The following is an 18,363-nucleotide window of genomic DNA, read 5'->3' as shown; positions in this document are numbered from 1 at the left end:
CGGAGAGCCAGTGGAGTCGTGTCATGCAAGCCACATTAGTCGAAATTCCGTTCGGCGAGCCGCCGTTCAGCCTGCTGGATGAGCGCAGCCGGGCACGCCTGGCCGAGAACGTCGACCTGCAGTACTTCGCGGCCCTGGAGCAACCGCTGATACCGGGAGCGGTGGGAGAGGCGCTCTTCATCATCCACAAGGGCGAGGTGGTCGAGCTGGCGGCAGAAACACCATTGCCGGACACCGCCACCCTGGAGCAGGCGCGACGTGAGGGTCACGACGCCTGGCTGAGTCTGCGCATCGGGCATTACAGCAAGGGAGATCTGTTCGGGGCCTTGACCCTGCTCAACGGCGAATGCCGGACACGCTTCGTCTGCGAGCAGGAAACGCTCTGCTATCAATTGCCGGCCGACCACTTCCATCAGCTGTGTGAAGACAATCCCGGGTTCGAGGAGTATTTCCAGCACAGCCTGCGTGACAAGGCCCGGCTGCTCGCGGCGTATCGGGACACCCGACTCGGCAGCAGCCGGGACCAGACAGGCTTCATGCTGGCGAGGGTGATGGATTGCATGCGTCCGCCACTGGTGATGCCAGCCAGCAGCAGCATCGAGGCAGGCGTGAAGGCCATGGGAGAGGCTGGTGCTGACAGTCTGATCATCGAGGTACAGGGCCGTTGTGGCGTGGTCACGCGCACCGATCTGCTCAACGCACTGGTGCTGGAGGGACTCCCTGCCACGCATCGTCTCGCCCCTCTGGGCACCTTCGCGCTGGTGGCGGTCACCGCCGAGGATTATCTGTTTCAGGCACTGGTCCAGATGACGCGTCATCGGGTCGCCCGCGTGGTGGTGCAGGAATCGATCGCTGCCGATGCCAAGGTGGTCGGAGTCATCGAGCTGACCGATGTGCTGGGCTTCTTCTCCAATCGTAGCCAGCTGGTCAGTCTCGAGATCGAGCGCGCGGCGGATCTGGAGGCGCTGGCGCTGGCCAGTGCTCGCCTGCCGGAGCTGGTCCGCGCGCTGGTTCTCCAGGGCGCGCATCTGCGCCATGCCATGGCACTGCTCAGCGCCCTCAATGGACGTCTGATCGAGCGCACCTTCGCCCTGCTGGTGGAAGAGCAGCACCGAGTCTCCTGCTGTCTGATGCTGATGGGCAGTGAGGGGCGTGGCGAGCAGATGCTCAAGACCGACCAGGACAACGGGCTGATTCTCGCTGATGGACATCAATGGCCAGACTGCAGCGACGCCATGCAGACCTTCAGCGCTACCCTGGCACGCCTCGGCTATCCACCGTGTCCGGGCAACATCATGGTCTCCAATCCAGAGTGGGTCGCGACCGAATCCCGCTGGCGCGGCAAGGTGGCGCGCTGGTGTGCCGGACGCGATGGGGAGGCGCTGATGAATCTAGCCATCGTCTTCGATGCACGCGCCAGCGGTGGCAATGCCGAGCTGGTCGACAGTCTGCGCGGACACCTGGTGCAGCATGCCCGACGTGATGAATTGCTGCTGTCGCACTTCGCGCGCCCGGCATTGCGGTTCTCGACGCCGTTGACGCTGTTCGGCTCACTGCGCTCACCCCGCCATGGCATCGACATCAAGAAGGGCGGCATCTTTCCCATCGTGCATGGGGTACGCACCATGGCGCTGGAGCGTGGCGTGATGGCGACCGGCACCTTTGCGCGTCTTGAGGCGCTGGTAGAGGAGGGGCGTATCGAGGCCAGCGACAGCGAAGATCTGTCTGAGGCCCTGTCGCTGTTCTCCGAACTGCGTCTGCGTCAGCAGTTGCGGCATCTCGAGGAGGCGCCGGCCAACGCTGGCAGACACGCTGAGCAAGAGCTGTCCGAGGCACGGGGTGACGCCAGCACCGCCAGTGCCAATCTCATCATCACCCAGTCGTTGTCTTCGCTGGAGCGGGACCTGCTGCGCGATGCCTTGAGTCGGGTCAAGGATTTCAAGCAGCGCCTGGCCCATCGTTATCACCTGGATTACTGACGCGCGGCCGAGCGCCGCAAGGAGATGGCATGTTCCAGCAGCTACGTCGTGCGGCAGACCGCCGCCGCCATGGGCATGGCGAGTTTGCCGAGCTGTTCAGACCCTGGCACGCCAGTGAACATGAGGGAGAGCGGGTGGCACTGGATTGCGAGACCACCAGTCTCGATGTCGAGCGTGCCGAGCTGGTCTCGCTGGCGGCGGTACGTTTCGATGCGCGCCGGGTGAGGACGGCCAGCGCGCTGTCGTTGCAGCTCCAGTGTCCGGAAGGCCTGCGCGGTGACTCCATCCGGATTCATCGCCTGCGCGGAATCGACCTGCATGGTGGCGAGGCGCTCGGCGACGCCTTGCACCAGTTGCTGGCCTTCATCGGCAATCGCCCGCTGGTGGGGTGGTGCATCGATTTTGATGTCGCGGTGATCAATCGCCACCTGCGGCCACGTTTCGGCTTCGACCTGCCCAATCTGCGTCATGATCTCGCGCGCGACTACCTGAAGCGCTGTCGTCACGCTCAGCCCGAGGCCGCGCCGGACCTGCGCTTCGAGGCCATGGCCGAGGCGCTGCAGGTGCCGGTGATCGGGCGGCACACTGCGCTGGGGGATGCCGTGACCAGCGCCATGATGGCGCAGCGCCTGATGCTGCCGGTCACTCAAGTCGTGCCACGTCACGATGCCTGTTAAGGCTCATGAGCCTGAGCCACCTGGTCCATGCGTCACCCGGGCGACGAGCCTGTGGTTGATGACCCTGTGGTTGATGGCCTTGCGATTGATGGCCCTGTCGTTGTTAAACCTCTTGGCTAATAAACCAAGGTCTGTTGCCGGAATGTCCAATGGCAAGACATCACCCGCTTGGCCACACTGGCCCTATACGACGACGCCACGCTGCTTTTCCTCATCGTGACAGGCATGCGCGAGCCCTTGTCGAACCGGATTACACGCCAGTGCAGTACCGACCAGCAACACGGTCAGCCATGCAGGATGCATTACCGAGCAGCTTGATAATCATAACGGGGTAGCGACAGCGTGCAGAGGTCATGATCGACGAAGACCTGCTGTCAGCCAGCCCCAGTCAGGCCCGAGGGATGTGAACGCTTCGCCCTGCGCGATGACGGATGCACTCTCGGGATCGCCATCACTACGCCAGGTGATGGCACCGGGCCTTGGGCACCTGCCTGAGGCCCGGTTTCAGATTGGGCACCACGCGCTGTTGCCTTTCTTGCCTATTCAGGGTTCTTGCCCACGAGGTGCGACATGCTGATCGCGACCAACACGTTATTGATCATTGGCCTTGCCATCGTTCTGTTTGCCTATTCCCTCTACATCCGTCGTACCCAGGATGTCCGGGGAGTACTGATGTTCTGGTCTCGCAAGCTGGCGCTCACCGCGCTCGAATTCCGACTGCAGCGCTTCGGCATCATGGTGATGCTGGGCGGAGTGGTCATCCGCTATCTGGAAGTCCTGCGGCTGTTCTGATCGCTTCCCGGCATCTGCACGAATCCCCCCACGCCCGCTGACTGCGGGCGTCTTGCGTATTGCGGCAGGCCGTCCGCCTCTGTGACGTGACACTGGCCGATGCTAGACTGTGTGCCCTCCCAAACTGCCTGTCTGATGCCCCATGTTCACACCTGAAACTGACGCCACCTCCCGCACGCATGACGCAGCGGATGCCAAGCATGAGCTGAACAAGCTGCAGAAGCGGCTGCGCCGCAATGTCGGCACCGCCATCACGGATTACGGCATGATCCGCGATGGCGACAAGGTGATGGTGTGCCTGTCAGGTGGCAAGGACTCCTACACCATGCTGGACATCCTGATGAACCTGCAGCGCAATGCGCCGGTCCAGTTCAGTCTGGTGGCGGTGAATCTGGATCAGAAACAGCCCGGTTTCCCGGAGCACGTGCTGCCGGCATGGCTTGAGTCAGTGGGCGTGGAATACCACATTCTCGAGCGTGACACCTATTCCATCGTCAAGGAGAAGGTGCCCGAGGGCAAGACGACCTGCGGGCTGTGCTCACGCTTGCGGCGTGGCTCGCTGTACGGCTTTGCCACCGAGATAGGGGCGACCAAGATCGCCCTTGGCCATCACCGCGATGACATTCTCGAGACGCTGTTTTTGAACATGTTCTTCGGTGGCAAGCTCAAGACGATGCCGCCCAAGCTGCTGTCGGATGATCAGCGGCATATCGTCATTCGTCCGCTGGCCTATTGCCGCGAATCGGACATCGAAGCCTATTCCACGGCGCGTCAGTTCCCGATCATTCCCTGCAACCTGTGTGGTTCCCAGGAGAACCTGCAGCGTCAGGTGGTCAAGGAGATGCTGCAGGACTGGGAGACGCAGCATCCCGGGCGGCTCGAGACCATGTTCCGTGCCGTCACTTCCGTGGCACCCTCGCACCTGGCGGACCGTGAGCTGTTCGACTTCGCGGGGCTGGATGAGAAGCGCGATCGCTTCCAGGCCACGCGTATCGATGCGCTGGACATGGACTCGGAGCAGGCCGGCATGGCAGAAGACCTCTTCGAAGCCGAGCGCCGTGTTCAGACTGCCTCCGAGACTGCGGCCTCATTGGGCCGGGAGCTCTAAGCCCGGATCCTGCTGACATCCGCGAATCCCCGACGCCATCTCGCCTGTCGCGAGGTGGCGTCGTGCGTTTCAGGGCCGGTAATCCTTAAATGGCAAGACGGGACAGCGCTGGCGTGCGTGAGTGGAACGTCATCGACAGTTGATGGCCCGCGACCATTGTCGTCTCGCCTGACGGGGCAACTGTCCGCATGCTCTGAGGATGTCGGATGACCCAAGGGCAGGGGGGCGGTGATGGACAATGATGTCGATGAACGTGGCAATGGTCAGCAGGGCCAACGTCTGGCGGCGACGGTGCTGCATGGCTTTGATGAGTACCGCTCGCGCTTCAAGCAGATTTCCAGCGATGCCAGACGGCGTTTCATCGAGGCCGACTGGCGTGAGGCACAGCAGGCCTCGGCGGCACGCATCAACCTCTATGACGAGAAGGTCGCCGCGACCATGGAGCGTCTGGCGCGCGCCTTCGAGCCTGAGCGTCTGAGCGAATGCACCCTGTGGGGCGAGGCCCGACGCCATTACATGACGCTGATCGATCAGCGCCTGGACTACAAGCTGGCCGAGACCTTCTACAACTCCATCTTCTGCAGTGTCTTTTCCCACCGTCATATCCGGGACGACTGGATGTTCGTGTCATCTTCCCGACAGGCGCCAGCTCGCCACTCCGGGATGAGCATCAGCCACCGTGTGCCGGTCGAGGGTGATTGGGCAGGGGCGCTGGACACGGTATTGAGCGAGGCCCCGCTGGGGATCGCCTTCGAACATCAGGGGCGCGACGTGACATTGGGCGCCGAGATGCTGCTCGAGGTGTTGCCACCCGAGGTGCGTGAGGCCTCCGATGCCACCTTCGAGGTGCTGCGCAGCGTCTTCTATCGCAACAAGGGGGCCTACCTCATCGGACGCATCGAGGGCGGCGGGCAGACGCTGCCGCTGGTGCTGCCGGTACTGCATACCGAACGCGACGGCGTCTATCTCGATACCGTGATCATCGAGCCCGAGGAAGTCTCGATCATCTTCTCCTTCACCCGCGCCTACTTCCAGGTCGAGATCGAGGTGCCCGGTGAGGTGGTGGGCTTCCTGCAGACACTGATGCCCGACAAGCCCATCGGCGAGCTCTACGCTGCCATCGGGTTCTACAAGCACGGCAAGACCGAGCTTTTCCGTGGCCTCAACGACCATGTCGCCAGTCGCACCGACCGATTCATCATCGCGCCGGGCGTGCGAGGCATGGTGATGGCGGTCTTCGTGCTGCCCAGCTATCGACTGGTCTTCAAGCTGATCAAGGATCGCTTTGCGCCCAGCAAGGACATGAGCCGCGACCAGGTGCGCCAGAAGTATCGTCTGGTCAAGCGCCACGACCGCGTCGGCCGTCTGGCGGACACCCAGGAGTTCTCCAATTTCGCCGTCGGACGCGATCATTTCGATCCCGACTGCCTGGCCGAGCTGCTGGAGGTCTGCAGCTCCTCCATCACGCTGCGCGGCAACAAGGTATTGATTCGGCATTGTTATACCGAACGCATGATGACGCCGCTCAATCTCTATCTCGAGCAGTGTGATGAGGATGAGACGCGCGCCGTGCTCAATGACTATGGCAATGCGATCAAGCAGCTGGCCGCGGCCAACATCTTCCCCGGCGACATGCTGCTGAAGAACTTCGGCGTGACCCGTCATGGTCGGGTGGTCTTCTACGATTACGACGAGATCAACTATCTCACCGAGTGCAATTTCCGCGAGATTCCCGAAGCGCTCTACCCTGAGCAGGAGATGGCCAGCGAACCCTGGTATTCCGTGGGACCGAACGACATCTTCCCGGAAGAATTCGGCCCCTTCCTGTTCGCGGATCTTGGGCTGCGCAAGCTGTTCTACGAGCTGCATCCGGAAATCTTCCAGGCCAGCTGGTGGAAGGGGCTGCAGGATGCCATCACGGCGGGACGGGTGATCGATGTCTACCCCTATCGCAACAAGCGACGTTTCGGGGTCGATCGCAGCCAGGACTTCATCGATGACTGAAGGCTTGCGTTCGGACAGGAAGCGCCCCCAGGCTCGGCAATGGGACGTCACGATCAAGTTCACAGCGAGAGAGAGTGTTGGATGAGTGAAGGTTTCAGGGATCCTGGCGCGCGCCATGGTCGGCATCTGGTCGTGCTCAGTGGCGCAGGCATCAGCGCGGAAAGCGGTCTGCGCACCTTCCGTGCGGAAGATGGCCTGTGGGAAGAGCACCGTCTGGAGGAGATCGCCACTCCGCAGGCATTTCGGCGTGATCCGCAGAAGGTGCTGCGCTTCTATGATGATCGCCGTGCCCAGGTCCGGCGGGCCAGGCCCAACGCGGCGCACAAGGCACTGGCAGAACTTGAACAGGCCGGTTTTCGTGTCTCGGTGATTACCCAGAATATCGATGATCTGCACGAGCGAGCCGGCTCGCGCGAGGTCATGCATCTGCATGGCGAGATTCTCAAGGCACGCTCGAGCGTCGACCACGGCTTGCGCTACCCGCTGCCGCGCGGTGGCATTCGGCTGGGAGACCTGTGTGACAAGGGCAGTCAGTTGCGCCCGGACGTGGTGTGGTTCGGTGAGGCAGTGCCACTTTACGGCGTCGCCGAAGGCATCGCGGCGGAAGCGGATCTGCTGTTGATCGTGGGGACCTCGCTCAAGGTGATGCCTGCCTCGAATCTCTATGCAGCGGCACCGTTGGATGCCCCCATCGTGCTGGTGGACCCGAATGCCCATGAGCTGGCGGAGCCCGGCGTGCATCCCCTGGCGGAAAGCGCCGGGCAGGCAGTGCCACGTCTTGTGCGCCATTGGTTGTATCAGGGACACCTGGGCCTGCCTGATACGTTATGATGCGCGGCTTCAGGCCTGCCATGGGCGGTGGGCCAGCAATCCCGGAGGCAAGCAACCTTCGGTGACCGGAAATTGAAAGCATGTTTGAGACGCTGAATCGTTTCTTCCCGCTGTGGGCCCTGTTGTTCGCCGGCCTCGCCGTGCTGGCGCCGGCGCCTTTCGTGGCCCTCAAGGATGTCATCCAGCCGCTGCTGGCCCTGATCATGTTCGCCATGGGACTGACGCTGTCGCGTGAGGATTTCATGCGTGTCGCACGTCGCCCGGGGCCCATCGCGCTGGGCCTGCTGCTGCAATACAGCGTGATGCCGCTGGCTGCCTTCCTGATCGCGCGGCTGCTGGGGCTGGACCCCGCGTTGACGGTCGGCATGGTGCTGGTGGGGGCCACTGCGGGGGGAACCTCCTCCAACGTGATGACCTGGCTCGCCGGTGGTCACGTGGCCCTGTCCGTCTCGATGACCATGGCCTCGACACTGCTCTCCATCGTGATGACGCCGCTGTTGACCTGGTGGCTGCTGGGGGCGGACATCGACGTGCCGGTGAGCGGCATGCTGCTGAGCATCGCCAAGCTGGTGGTGGCGCCCATCGTGCTGGGTGTCATCGTGCATCACTTCGCGCGTGACGCCATCCGCGAGTGGGAATCGGCGCTGGCGAGTCTGGCCATGCTGGCGATCGTGCTGATCATCGCCATCGTGGTGTCGCTCAATGTCGGTCGCCTGGCCACGCTGGGCCCGCTGGTGGCATTGGCCGTCGTGGCGCACAACGCCATCGGCCTGAGCGCCGGCTATGGCCTGTCGCGCCTGTTCGGACTGGATGAGCGTACCTCGCGCACCATCGCCATCGAGGTCGGCATGCAGAACTCCGGACTGGCGGCGTCACTGGCCAGCCAGTTCTTCTCTGCCACGGCGGCGTTGCCGGGAGCGATCTTCTCCATCTGGCACAACGTCTCCGGCTCGTTGCTGGCCGGTTACTGGAAGCGTCGGCCGCCGAAGTTCGTGACCGGCGGCAAGCACCGCTACGAGGTATAGCCGCGACACTTGCTGAGTGAACCACGCTCGGCGACACGAGACGGCAACATGAGAAAGGGACACGCATGCTAGAATGCGCGTCCCTTTTTCTTTGGTACTGACCACCCATCATGTGTGATTCCCGTCTTACGCCGGCCGCTGGTCATCCCGCCAGCGTTGATCAAGCCGCTTCCTCCGCCCCGGAGTCGACCGAGCCGGGCGAGGCCAGCGGTATCACGACGCTTCCCAGTGGCGAGCCGGATGAGTGGCACGGACGCCACCCGCGACGGGAATTCAAGGCGCGTGGCAGCCAGGTGATCCGTTGCGAGGCCTGCCGTCTGCCCAGGCTCAACTGCCTGTGCCCGTATCAGGTCTGCGCGCAGTCACGCATCACGTTCTGGTTGATCACCCACCCGCTTGAGCACTACAAGCCCACCAATACCGGGCGCCTGATCGCGGATGTGCTGGCGGGCACCGAGGTCTTCAGCTGGTATCGTGTCGAGCCGGACCCCCGCCTGCTGGCGCTGCTGGAAGATGAGCGCTATCAGCCGTTCATCATCTTCCCGGACGATCAGCCGGACTACGCTGATCGCGTGGTCGACGTGAACGCCATCGCCGGTGTCGGGCCCGAGGTGGCGACGCATACCGCCAGTGGCGAGGAGCGCATTCCAGTCTTCATCCTGCTGGATGGGACCTGGCGTCAGGCGCGTCGCATCTTCCGCAAGAGCCCTTATCTGGACGGTCTGCCGGTGCTGCCGCTGCACACCACGCGTCTGACGCGCTATCACCTGCGCAAGCCGGCGTCCCAGTCACATCTGTGCACGGCGGAGGTGGCGGCGGAGCTGCTGCGTCAGGCGGGGGAGGAGGAGGCGGCCAACGTGCTGGATGATTACTTCGACGCCTTCAACGACTGCTATCGCGCCAGCCGGATTCACTATGTGCTGGAGCCGACCGCACCGATGCGTCGGCTGTTGGCTCGCCGTGAGGCCAAGGCCGGCGAATAGCCGTGACACAGAAGTGAGAACGCCCCCGTCGGAGTCATCCGGCGGGGGCGTTCGCGTTCAGGGGCGGGCAGGAGCTTGTCCGCTCCGCCTGCTCGACGGGCAGGACTCAGCGTCGCCAGAAGGCCGGCGTGAACAGTACCAGAACCGTGAAGATCTCCAGGCGTCCCAGCAGCATCGCCAGAATCAGGATGCCCTTGGCCGCCCCCGGGATATCGCCGTAGTGGGTCGCGACCTCACCGAGTCCCGGCCCCAGGTTGTTGAGCGCAGAGCCGACCGCCGACCAGGCCGTGACCTGATCCAGTCCGGTGGCCAGCATGCCCAGCATCATCAGCACGAACAGCAGCAGGTAGACGGAGAAGAAGCCCCACACTGCCTCCGCGACCCCTTCGGAGATGCGCATCTTGCCCACCTTGACCGAGAGGATGGCGTTGGGGTGGATCAGACGATGCACCTCACGCACGCCCTGCTTGAGAATCAGCAGGATACGGATGACCTTCATGCCGCCGCCGGCGGACCCGGAGCACGCGCCGATGAAGGCGGCGATGAACAGCATCATCGGCAATACGCCCGGCCAGCCGGTGAAGTCGGCGACGCCGAAGCCGGTGGTGGTGGCCACCGAGACGGCCTCGAACAGGCCATGGCGCAGCGCCTTGCTGTCATCGTAGCTGCCGGTGAGCAGCAGGCCGGCGATGGTCACGCAGGTCAGGATCAGCAGCAGGATCAGGAAGAAGCGGGTCTCGGGATCGCGCAGATAATGACTGATCCGCCCCTCGCGCCAGGCGGCGAAGTGCAGGCCGAAACTGATCGAGGACACCACCATGAAGAACACGCAGATCATCTCGATGGTGGCGGAATCGAAGTAGCCGATGCTGGCATCGTGGGTCGAGAAGCCGCCCACCGCGACGGTGGAGAAGCTGTGGCCGAGGGCATCGAACCAGCTCATGCCGGCGGCCCAGTAGCTGGCGAAGCACACCAGGGTCAGGGCGGCGTAGATGTACCAGAGCGCCTTGGCCGTCTCGGTGATGCGCGGCGTCAGCTTGGAGTCTTTCAGCGGTCCGGGGATCTCGGTGCGATAGAGCTGCATGCCGCCGATACCGAGAGTCGGCAGGATCGCCACCGCCAGTACCACGATCCCCATGCCGCCCAGCCACTGCAGCTGCTGGCGATAGTAGAGGATGGAGTGGGGCAGCAGATCGAGCCCCGTCATTACCGTCGCCCCGGTGGTGGTAAGTCCCGAGAACGACTCGAACATGGCGTCGATGATCGACAGGTTCGGGTCCTCGGCGAGCAGGAAGGGCAGCGACCCGAAGGCACCCAGCACCGTCCAGAACAGTACCGTGATCAAGAAGCCATCGCGGTTGCGCAACTCCTTGCGGGCATGCCGGTTGGGATAGAACAGCGCGAAGCCGGTCAGCAGGGTGATGCCGAGGGCGATGGCAAAGGCGCTGAGGGTATGGTCCTCGAAGGCCAGCGAGATGAGCATCGGCGGGACCAGCGTCAGGCTGAACAGCATCAGCAGAATGCCGAGGATGCGATAGATGACGCGCAGGCTCATGCACGGCCCCCACGCATCATGACGCGAATGTGGCGGCCCATGCAGCGAGCCCGGCTTGCGAGAGACATCGTGGCGGCCATCATCAGAAGAAGGTCAGCCCGACCTGGAACAGGCGCTCGACTTCCCGGATACGGCGCTTGTCGACCACGAACAGGATGACGTGGTCGTTGGATTCCACCACCAGATCGTGATGCGCGACCAGCACTTCCTTGCCACGCACCACGGCACCGATGGTGGCACCCTCGGGCAGATTGATGTCCTCGATGCGCCGGCCCACCACCTTGGAGGAGCGCTCATCGCCGTGGGCGATGGCCTCGATGGCTTCTGCCGCGCCGCGCCTGAGAGAGTGCACGTTGACGATGTCGCCCTTGCGCACATGCGTCAGCAGACCGCCGATGGTGGCCTGCTGCGGCGAGATGGCGATATCGATCTCGCCACCTTGCACCAGGTCCACGTAGGCCGCGTTGTTGATCAGCGTCAGTACCTTCTTGGCGCCGAGTCGCTTGGCCAGCATCGAGGACATGATGTTGACCTCGTCATCGTTGGTCAGCGCGCAGAAGATGTCGCAGTCCTCGATGTTCTCCTCCAGCAGCAGGCGCTTGGAGGTGGCGCTGCCGTGCAGGACCACGGTGCGGTCGAGGCGCTCGGACAGGTCGGTGCAACGGGCCAGCGAGTGCTCGATGATCTTGACCTGATGGGTGTGCTCCAGCGTCTCGGCCAGGCGCTCACCGATGTGGCCGCCGCCGGCGATCACCACGCGACGGAAGTTGCGGTCCACGCGGCGCAGTTCGCCCATCACGGTGCGGATATCCTTGCGCGCCGCGATGAAGAACACCTCGTCATCGGCCTCGATCACGGTATCGCCACGCGGGATGATCGGACGATTGCGCCGGTAGATGGCTGCCACGCGAGTATCCACGTTGGGCATGTGACGACGCAGGAAACCGAGTTCCTGACCGACCAGCGGACCGCCATAGTAGGCCTTTACCGCTACCAGCTGGGCGACGCCATTGGCGAAGTCCAGCACCTGCAGGGCGCCGGGATACTCGATCAGGCGGCGGATGTGATCCGTCACCACCTGCTCGGGACTGATCAGCACGTCCACCGGGATGGCATCGTGGGAGAACAGGCCCTTGCGAGTCAGGTAGGCGGTGGAGCGCACCCGCGCGATCTTGGTCGGGGTATGGAACAGGCTGTGGGCGATCTGACAGGCAATCATGTTGACCTCGTCAGAATTGGTCACCGCGATCAGCATGTCGGCATCTTCGCCGCCGGCCTGACGCAGCACCTGGGGATAGCTGGCCGCGCCGGTGACGGTGCGGATATCGAGACGGTTGTGCAGCTCGCGCAGCCGCTCGGTGTCGGTGTCCACGACCGTGATGTCATTTTCTTCATGGGCCAGGTGTTCGGCGAGTGTGCCGCCGACCTGACCTGCACCCAGAATGATGATTTTCATGTCCGGCTCGTCCGCTGTTGCTCAGTCGGCACAGGATAAACCAGTGCCATGACGGAAGACAGCCGTGCCCCGGGAGTCGGGGCACGGCTGTCCTGGTGTGCCAGGCGCATCATCTCGCAAGCCGGGATGCGGTACGCCTGTCCGGTGATCCTGCCGAGCGTCAGGCGCCGGCCTTGGTGATGTGCGCCAGATAGAAGCCATCGTGGCCATTGACCTGCGGCAGCATCTGACGACCGGCACCGGAGACGCGGCCCCAGTCGGCCTTGATGGTCTCGGCCTTGGCATCCGGCGTGGCGGCCAGGAAGCGATCCATCACCCGAGCGTTCTCCTGGGTGATGATGGAGCAGGTGCCGTAGACCAGGGTGCCGCCGGGCTTGAGCATGCCCCACAGGTTCTCCAGCAGCTTGCCCTGCAGGCGCGCCAGGTCCCCGATGTCGTTCGGGCGACGCAGCAGCTTGATGTCCGGGTGACGGCGGATGACGCCACTGCCGGAGCAGGGCGCGTCGAGCAGGATGACATCGAAGGCTTCGCCGTCCCACCAGTCGCGCTCGCTGGCATCGGCGCACACGACGCCGGCGCCCAGTTCCAGACGCTCCAGCGTCTCTTCCACGCGTTCGAGACGCTCGCCGTCGATGTCGATGGCAGTGGCGTCCAGCGCGGGGAAGCGCTCCAGCATGTCCGCCAGCTTGCCGCCCGGCGCGGTGCAGGCATCCAGCAGGCGCACGCCTTCCCCTTCGGGGTTGATGGCCGTCACGGCGGGGGCCAGCAGCTGACCGGCCAGTTGGGCGGCCTCATCCTGCACGCTGACCAGGCCTTCCTCGAAGCCCGGCAGGGCACTGACGTCGCAGGCGCTGGCCAGGGTGATGCCGTGCTCGGCGAAGGGGCAGGCCACGGCGTCGATCTCGGCATCGGCCAGCTGGGCGAGGTAGTCCTCGCGGCTGATGGCGGCGACATTGACGCGCAATGTCATCGGGGCCTGGGCGTTGTTGGCGGCGGCGATGGCCTCCCAGTCGTCCGGCCAGTTGCGCTGGAAGGTGTCCAGCAGCCACTGCGGGTGGGAAAGCGCCACGGCGGGGTCCTTGTCGACCTCGGCTTCCAGTGCTTCCTGCTCACGCTGGAAACGACGCAGGCAGGCATTGAGCACGCCCGTCGCCCAGCCCTTGCCCAGGCCGCGTGCGGCGCCAGCGGTCTCACCGACGGCCGCATGCGGCGCGATGCGCATGTACAGCAGCTGGTAGAGGCCGAGCAGCAGCAGGGCGTGGATATCCTGGTCCTGCGCCTTGAAGGACGATTTCAAAAGCTTGCCCGCGAGTGCGTCCAGACGCGGCAGCTGGCGGCAGACACCGAAGCACAGTGCCTTGTAGAGGCCCTGGTCACGCCCGGCGACGCCAGACGGCAGGCCGTCCAGATTCAGAGAGGTCTTTGCCGCCAGTACCGGCGCCAGGGTGCGCGCAGCGGCAACCCGGACGGCAGCGCCCGGTGAGGCCGGGGCATTGTCAGGCTTGCGGCGCGCACCACCGTGCTTCGAACCACCGCCCTTGCTGCGGGCCGGCGGCAGGGAGTTGCGCTTCTTGCCGTTGCCCTTGGAGGACGGGTTGTCTGACTGGCTCATGCGGAAGTCTCGGTCTGTGAATCGGAATCAGGGGCGTGGTCGGCGCCGAGGACAAGGCCCTCGGGGAAGCGCGCGGCACGTGAGTTGAGCAGGTCCTTGACGGACAGCGGCTTGGCACCGGGCAGCTGGGCACGGGTGATCTCCAGCACCTGATGGCCATCACCGCAGGCGATGCGCAGGCAATCATTGCCGGGCGCCAGCAGAGTGCCGGGTGACACGAAGTCTGCGAGGCGCTGCTCGCCCGTGCGCGACATCCACAGGCGTAGCGGCTCGCCGTCCAGGCGTGTCCAGGCCACCGGCCACGGGTTGAAGGCGCGAATGCGCGCGTCCAGCTCGGCGGCGGGACGGGTGAAGTCGAGTTCCGCCTCGGCCTTGGAGAGCTTGGCGGCGTAGGTGACACCTTCCTCGGGCTGTCGGGTCGCCGGAAGATCGCCATCGGCGATGGCGTCGAGGGCCGTGACGATGGCCTCGCCGCCCTGTGCCGCCAGGGCATCATGCAGCTCGCCGCCAGTGGTGCTGGCGGTGATCGGGGTGCGACGGATCAGCAGCATGTCGCCGGTGTCCAGGCCGGCATCCATCTGCATGATGGTGACACCGGATTCGCTGTCGCCGGCCTCGATGGCGCGCTGGATCGGCGCGGCACCGCGCCAGCGTGGCAGCAGGGAGGCATGGATGTTCAGGCAACCGAGGCGCGGGATGTCGAGCACGGCCTGCGGCAGGATCAGCCCGTAGGCCACCACCACCATGATGTCGGCCTCGAGATCGCGCAGGATCTGGCGATCGGCCTCGTCCTTGAAGTTGAGCGGCTGATGGACGGGAAGGTCGTGCTGGAGTGCCAGCTGCTTGACGGGGCCGGGGGTCAGCTTGCGGCCGCGCCCGGAAGGGCGGTCAGGCTGGGTATGGACACTGACGATCTCATGGCGGCTTTCGAGCAGCGCGGCGAGACATTCGGCGGCGAAATCGGGGGTGCCGGCAAAGGCGATGCGCAGGGCTTTCGACATGCAAGAGCTCTCATATGGGGAGCGCGGCCGAGGGCCAGGCTCAAGGTGCTGACGGTAAAGGAGGGATTCAGGCGGTGCCGGTGAATCACTCATCAACAAGCAGGGAGGCCAGAGGAAATCCTCCGGCCTCCCTGCGATGTGACATGGCGCACCGGAGTCCCCTCCGGCGTGCGGATCACGCTTCCTGCAGCTTGTGGCGCTTCTGCATCTTCTTCATCACCCGATCACGCTTGAGCGGGGAGAGGTAGTCGACGAACAGCTTGCCTTCGAGGTGGTCGTTCTCGTGCTGGATGCAATGTGCCAGCAGGCCTTCGGCCTCGAGTTCGTAGGCCTCACCGTTGCGATCCTGAGCGTTGAGCCGTACTTTCAGATAGCGCGGCACTTCGGCGTAGTATTCCGGGATCGACAGGCAGCCTTCCTGCATCGGCTCCTGCGCTTCGCCGATGGGCGTGTATTCGGGATTGACCAATACCAGAGGCTGGGATTGATCTTCGCTGACGTCGATGACGATCAGACGACGATGCACGTCGACCTGGGTAGCGGCGAGGCCAATGCCACGCGCGTCATACATGGTCTCGATCATGTCGTCGATCAGGGTCTGCAGTTCCGCGTCGAAGGTGTCGATCGGGGCGGCAACATTGCGCAGACGCTCATCGGGGAATTCAAGAATTTCGCGCTTGGCCATGACTGGTGTAATTACCGTTGTGCTGTCAGTGGAGATTTGCCTGATATTGTAGTGTGCACAGCCGAGGAACGGAACCGATGGCCTTCAATGCTGCTACTATCGCGGCAATAGTCATGATTGATCGCGAGTTCCGTCAGGCAGGGGCAAGGCTGGGCGGCACGCGCTCGGCGCGGGTTTGAGACAGGCCATCACCACCGACAACAACAGGTGGCATCAACGCAAGGGACGCAGGAATGGGCATGAAACGACTGGTCGGCAACGCCGTGTTCACGGCACTCCTTGGCATGGCGACGCTGGGGGCAAGCGCAGGGACGTCGCTGGCGCAGGCGGCAACCGTACGTGATGACGTACCCTCCACCTATGTGGTGGTGCGCGGCGACACGCTGTGGGACATCTCGGGACGCTTTCTGCGTGAGCCCTGGCTGTGGCCGGAAGTCTGGCGTGCCAATCCGCAGATCAAGAATCCACACCTGATCTATCCGGGAGATCGCATCTCGCTCTATTACGAGAACGGCGAGCCTCGTCTGCGCCTGGAGCGTGGCCAGGGCGGCGTGGTCAAGCTCTCGCCCAAGATTCGCAAGATTCCCAAGCGCGAGGCCGTGCCACCGATCCCGCTCGAGAAGATCTCCGCCTTCCTCAAGGACCACCGCGTGGTCGATCCTGGCCTGCTCGAGAATGCGCCCTACGTGGTGGCCGGTGACGACACGCGTCTGATCAGTGGTGCCGGGGATACCGTCTATGCGCGTGGTCAGTGGCCGGCCTATGACACCTTCAGCATCTACCGGACGGGGCAGCGTTACCTGGACCCTGTCACCCAGGAATTCCTGGGCCTGGAGATGATCAGTATCGGGGATGTCCAGCTGGAGCGTCGCGAGGGCGACATCGGCGTGATGCATGTGGTCTCGGCCAATCGCGAGATTCTCAACGGTGATCTGCTGTTGCCGGCCGATGGCGGGGCCATCAGCACCAGCTTCCAGCCACAGCCTCCCGTCGAGGTGTCGGGCGGCGAGATCCTCGCGGCACCGGACGGACTGCGCAACATCGGTCGCAATGACATCGTGGCGCTCAACCGCGGGAGCCGGGATGGCGTGGAGCCGGGCTTCGTGTTCGGTGTCGAGCGTCAGGGCGAGACGATCACCGACCCCAAGACAGGGGAGCCGATCACTCTGCCGGGCGAAGAAGGCGGCCTGCTCATGGTCTTCCGTATCTATGACAAGGTCAGCTATGCCCTGGTGATGAGGGCGGAGCGCCCGCTGAGTGTCGGAGACAAGCTGCTGGAGCCGCATGGCTGAGCAGACATGCCCGGTATTTGATCCGCAACTGTGAGCATCCGCTCGGGAGGTGTGGCGTGTCGATCGATGGTGATGTCGAGCAGCGCCGCCCCTCGCGGGCGGATTTCGTCTTTCTGGCGCGTCTTCCGGGTATCGGTACGCACACCGTGGCCAAGCTGCTTGAACGAGCTGACTGGCCACAGGGGTGGCTGGCGGCACTGCCGTCGCGCCTTGCCGCGCCTGTGCGGCTGTGGTGTGAGCGACCCGCATCTTCACCGCTTCATCAACAGGTGATGACGGATCTTGCCTGGCATGCGCCAGAGCAGGGGCGTCATCTGCTGACCCCCGCCGATGCCGACTGGCCTGCCATGCTGGCGCTGTTGCCAGATCCGCCCATCGCGCTGTGGGCCCTGGGCAGGCGCTCCCTGCTCGAGCAGCCCATGCTGGCCATCGTCGGTGCCCGCAAGGCGAGCCCCGCTGGCATGACGCATGCGCATGACCTGGCCGCCGAGCTGGTCTCCCGGGGCTGGAGCGTTGCCAGTGGCCTGGCGCTGGGCATCGATGCCGCAGCGCATCAGGGGGCCTTGAATGCTGCGCAGCGCCTGGAAGCCGATGCCTATCCCGCGCCACCCTCGACTCTCGCCGTGCTCGGGTGTGGCGTCGACGTGACCTATCCTGCCCAGCACCATCAGTTGCGGCTCCGGCTGCTGGAGAGCGGAGGCCTGCTGCTGTCGGAGCATCCGCCTGGCACCGGGGCGCATGCCCGTCATTTCCCGCGTCGCAATCGTCTGATCACCGGCCTCTCGCATGGCGTGCTGGTGGTGGAGGCCACGCTGCGCAGTGGCTCGTTGGTCAGTGCACGTCTGGCGATGGAGCAGAACCGCGAGGTCTTCGCATTGCCCGGGCGGATTGATGACATCGCCTCCAGCGGATGTCTGGAGCTGATCCGTCAGGGGGCTACCTTGGTGCGTGATGTCGATGACATGCTTGCCGAGCTGAGTCATCTGATGCCGACGGAGCAGCGTCGCCCCTTGACCAGCCCTCGAGGTGTCGTTGACGCGCCATCCGCGCCTCGCGTCTCTTCCCCCCGTTCCGTGCCGACGGGGGCGCGCGGCAATGCGCTACCCGAGAATCTGCCGCTGCTGGAGGGGGACAGGCCTGTCGCGGAGACGTCGCCTGTGCCTGCCCCGCTGTGTTATCTGAGTGCGATGCCACTGGCACTGGATCAACTGGTGGAGCTCTCGGGGACGCATGTGAGTGTCCTGAGCATGCAGCTTCTGGAGCTGGAGCTGGAAGGGCGTGTGGTGCAGGCGCCGGGAGGCTGGAAACGCCTGTAAGCCGTTCAGACATCCCGTCATGGCCCGTCGTGTTTCACGCAAGCTTG

General features: G+C 64.2%; 15 protein-coding genes. 10 read left to right on the top strand and 5 right to left on the bottom strand.

Translation table 11 applies throughout. The features are described from left to right. Positions 1-23: 23 nt before the first annotated feature. The 8 genes from AC26AR_RS14120 to AC26AR_RS14085 all read left to right on the top strand — a co-directional run bounded on the left by AC26AR_RS14120 (position 24) and on the right by AC26AR_RS14085 (position 9,399). Positions 24-1,979, top strand: a complete 1,956-nt coding sequence (locus AC26AR_RS14120; protein ID WP_488107237.1) for a DUF294 nucleotidyltransferase-like domain-containing protein — start codon at positions 24-26, stop codon at positions 1,977-1,979. A gap of 29 nt (positions 1,980-2,008) precedes the next feature. Next, a complete protein-coding gene (locus tag AC26AR_RS14115; protein WP_488107236.1) occupies positions 2,009-2,656 on the top strand; it encodes a 3'-5' exonuclease in 648 nt (215 codons plus the stop codon). 570 nt (positions 2,657-3,226) lie between these two features. Beyond that, a complete protein-coding gene (locus AC26AR_RS14110; RefSeq protein WP_077380116.1) occupies positions 3,227-3,448 on the top strand; it encodes a hypothetical protein in 222 nt (73 codons plus the stop codon). A 142-nt stretch (positions 3,449-3,590) separates the two neighbouring features. Further along, the gene (gene ttcA / locus AC26AR_RS14105; RefSeq protein WP_077380114.1) at positions 3,591-4,556 is read left to right on the top strand and encodes a tRNA 2-thiocytidine(32) synthetase TtcA; all 966 of its coding nucleotides are present in this window, start codon (positions 3,591-3,593) and stop codon (positions 4,554-4,556) included. Positions 4,557-4,787: 231 nt separating this feature from the next. After that, positions 4,788-6,560 carry a bifunctional isocitrate dehydrogenase kinase/phosphatase gene (gene aceK / locus AC26AR_RS14100; protein ID WP_077380112.1) on the top strand — a complete coding sequence of 591 codons (1,773 nt, stop codon included), beginning with the start codon at positions 4,788-4,790 and terminating at the stop codon, positions 6,558-6,560. Between the two features lie 81 nt (positions 6,561-6,641). Beyond that, positions 6,642-7,391, top strand: a complete 750-nt coding sequence (locus AC26AR_RS14095) for an SIR2 family NAD-dependent protein deacylase (RefSeq protein WP_077380110.1) — start codon at positions 6,642-6,644, stop codon at positions 7,389-7,391. An 80-nt stretch (positions 7,392-7,471) separates the two neighbouring features. After that, the gene (locus AC26AR_RS14090; RefSeq protein WP_488107235.1) at positions 7,472-8,416 is read left to right on the top strand and encodes a bile acid:sodium symporter family protein; all 945 of its coding nucleotides are present in this window, start codon (positions 7,472-7,474) and stop codon (positions 8,414-8,416) included. A 110-nt stretch (positions 8,417-8,526) separates the two neighbouring features. Next, complete coding sequence (locus tag AC26AR_RS14085) at positions 8,527-9,399, top strand: tRNA-uridine aminocarboxypropyltransferase (RefSeq protein ID WP_488107234.1); 873 nt, start codon at positions 8,527-8,529, stop codon at positions 9,397-9,399. A gap of 106 nt (positions 9,400-9,505) precedes the next feature. Here the strand turns inward: AC26AR_RS14085 and AC26AR_RS14080 are convergent, their stop codons facing one another. The 5 genes from AC26AR_RS14080 to def all read right to left on the bottom strand — a co-directional run bounded on the left by AC26AR_RS14080 (position 9,506) and on the right by def (position 15,708). After that, positions 9,506-10,954: a TrkH family potassium uptake protein gene (locus tag AC26AR_RS14080; RefSeq protein ID WP_077380103.1), complete on the bottom strand. Its 1,449-nt coding sequence runs from the start codon at positions 10,952-10,954 to the stop codon at positions 9,506-9,508. An 82-nt stretch (positions 10,955-11,036) separates the two neighbouring features. Then, the gene (gene trkA / locus AC26AR_RS14075) at positions 11,037-12,410 is read right to left on the bottom strand and encodes a Trk system potassium transporter TrkA (protein ID WP_077380101.1); all 1,374 of its coding nucleotides are present in this window, start codon (positions 12,408-12,410) and stop codon (positions 11,037-11,039) included. A gap of 160 nt (positions 12,411-12,570) precedes the next feature. Next, positions 12,571-14,022: a 16S rRNA (cytosine(967)-C(5))-methyltransferase RsmB gene (gene rsmB / locus AC26AR_RS14070; RefSeq protein WP_191237660.1), complete on the bottom strand. Its 1,452-nt coding sequence runs from the start codon at positions 14,020-14,022 to the stop codon at positions 12,571-12,573. Then, positions 14,019-15,023 (bottom strand): methionyl-tRNA formyltransferase, encoded by a 1,005-nt coding sequence (fmt, locus tag AC26AR_RS14065; protein ID WP_077380097.1) that lies wholly within the window; start codon positions 15,021-15,023, stop codon positions 14,019-14,021. The genes rsmB and fmt overlap by 4 nt, the downstream gene beginning before the upstream one ends. Before the next feature lie 175 nt (positions 15,024-15,198). Next, positions 15,199-15,708 (bottom strand): peptide deformylase, encoded by a 510-nt coding sequence (gene def, locus AC26AR_RS14060; RefSeq protein WP_077380095.1) that lies wholly within the window; start codon positions 15,706-15,708, stop codon positions 15,199-15,201. Between the two features lie 239 nt (positions 15,709-15,947). On the opposite strand from def, the gene AC26AR_RS14055 reads away from it, so the two are divergent. Beyond that, a complete protein-coding gene (locus AC26AR_RS14055; protein ID WP_218015102.1) occupies positions 15,948-17,000 on the top strand; it encodes a LysM peptidoglycan-binding domain-containing protein in 1,053 nt (350 codons plus the stop codon). A gap of 56 nt (positions 17,001-17,056) precedes the next feature. Then, entirely contained in the window at positions 17,057-18,316 is a 1,260-nt protein-coding gene (dprA, locus tag AC26AR_RS14050) for a DNA-processing protein DprA (protein ID WP_488107233.1), read from the top strand. Positions 18,317-18,363: the final 47 nt, after the last annotated feature.

The sequence above is a fragment of the Cobetia sp. PS-4MA genome (assembly GCF_057670765.1).
The sequence above is the reverse complement of the archived record's forward strand: the minus strand, read 5'-3'. Positions and strand labels throughout refer to the sequence as shown.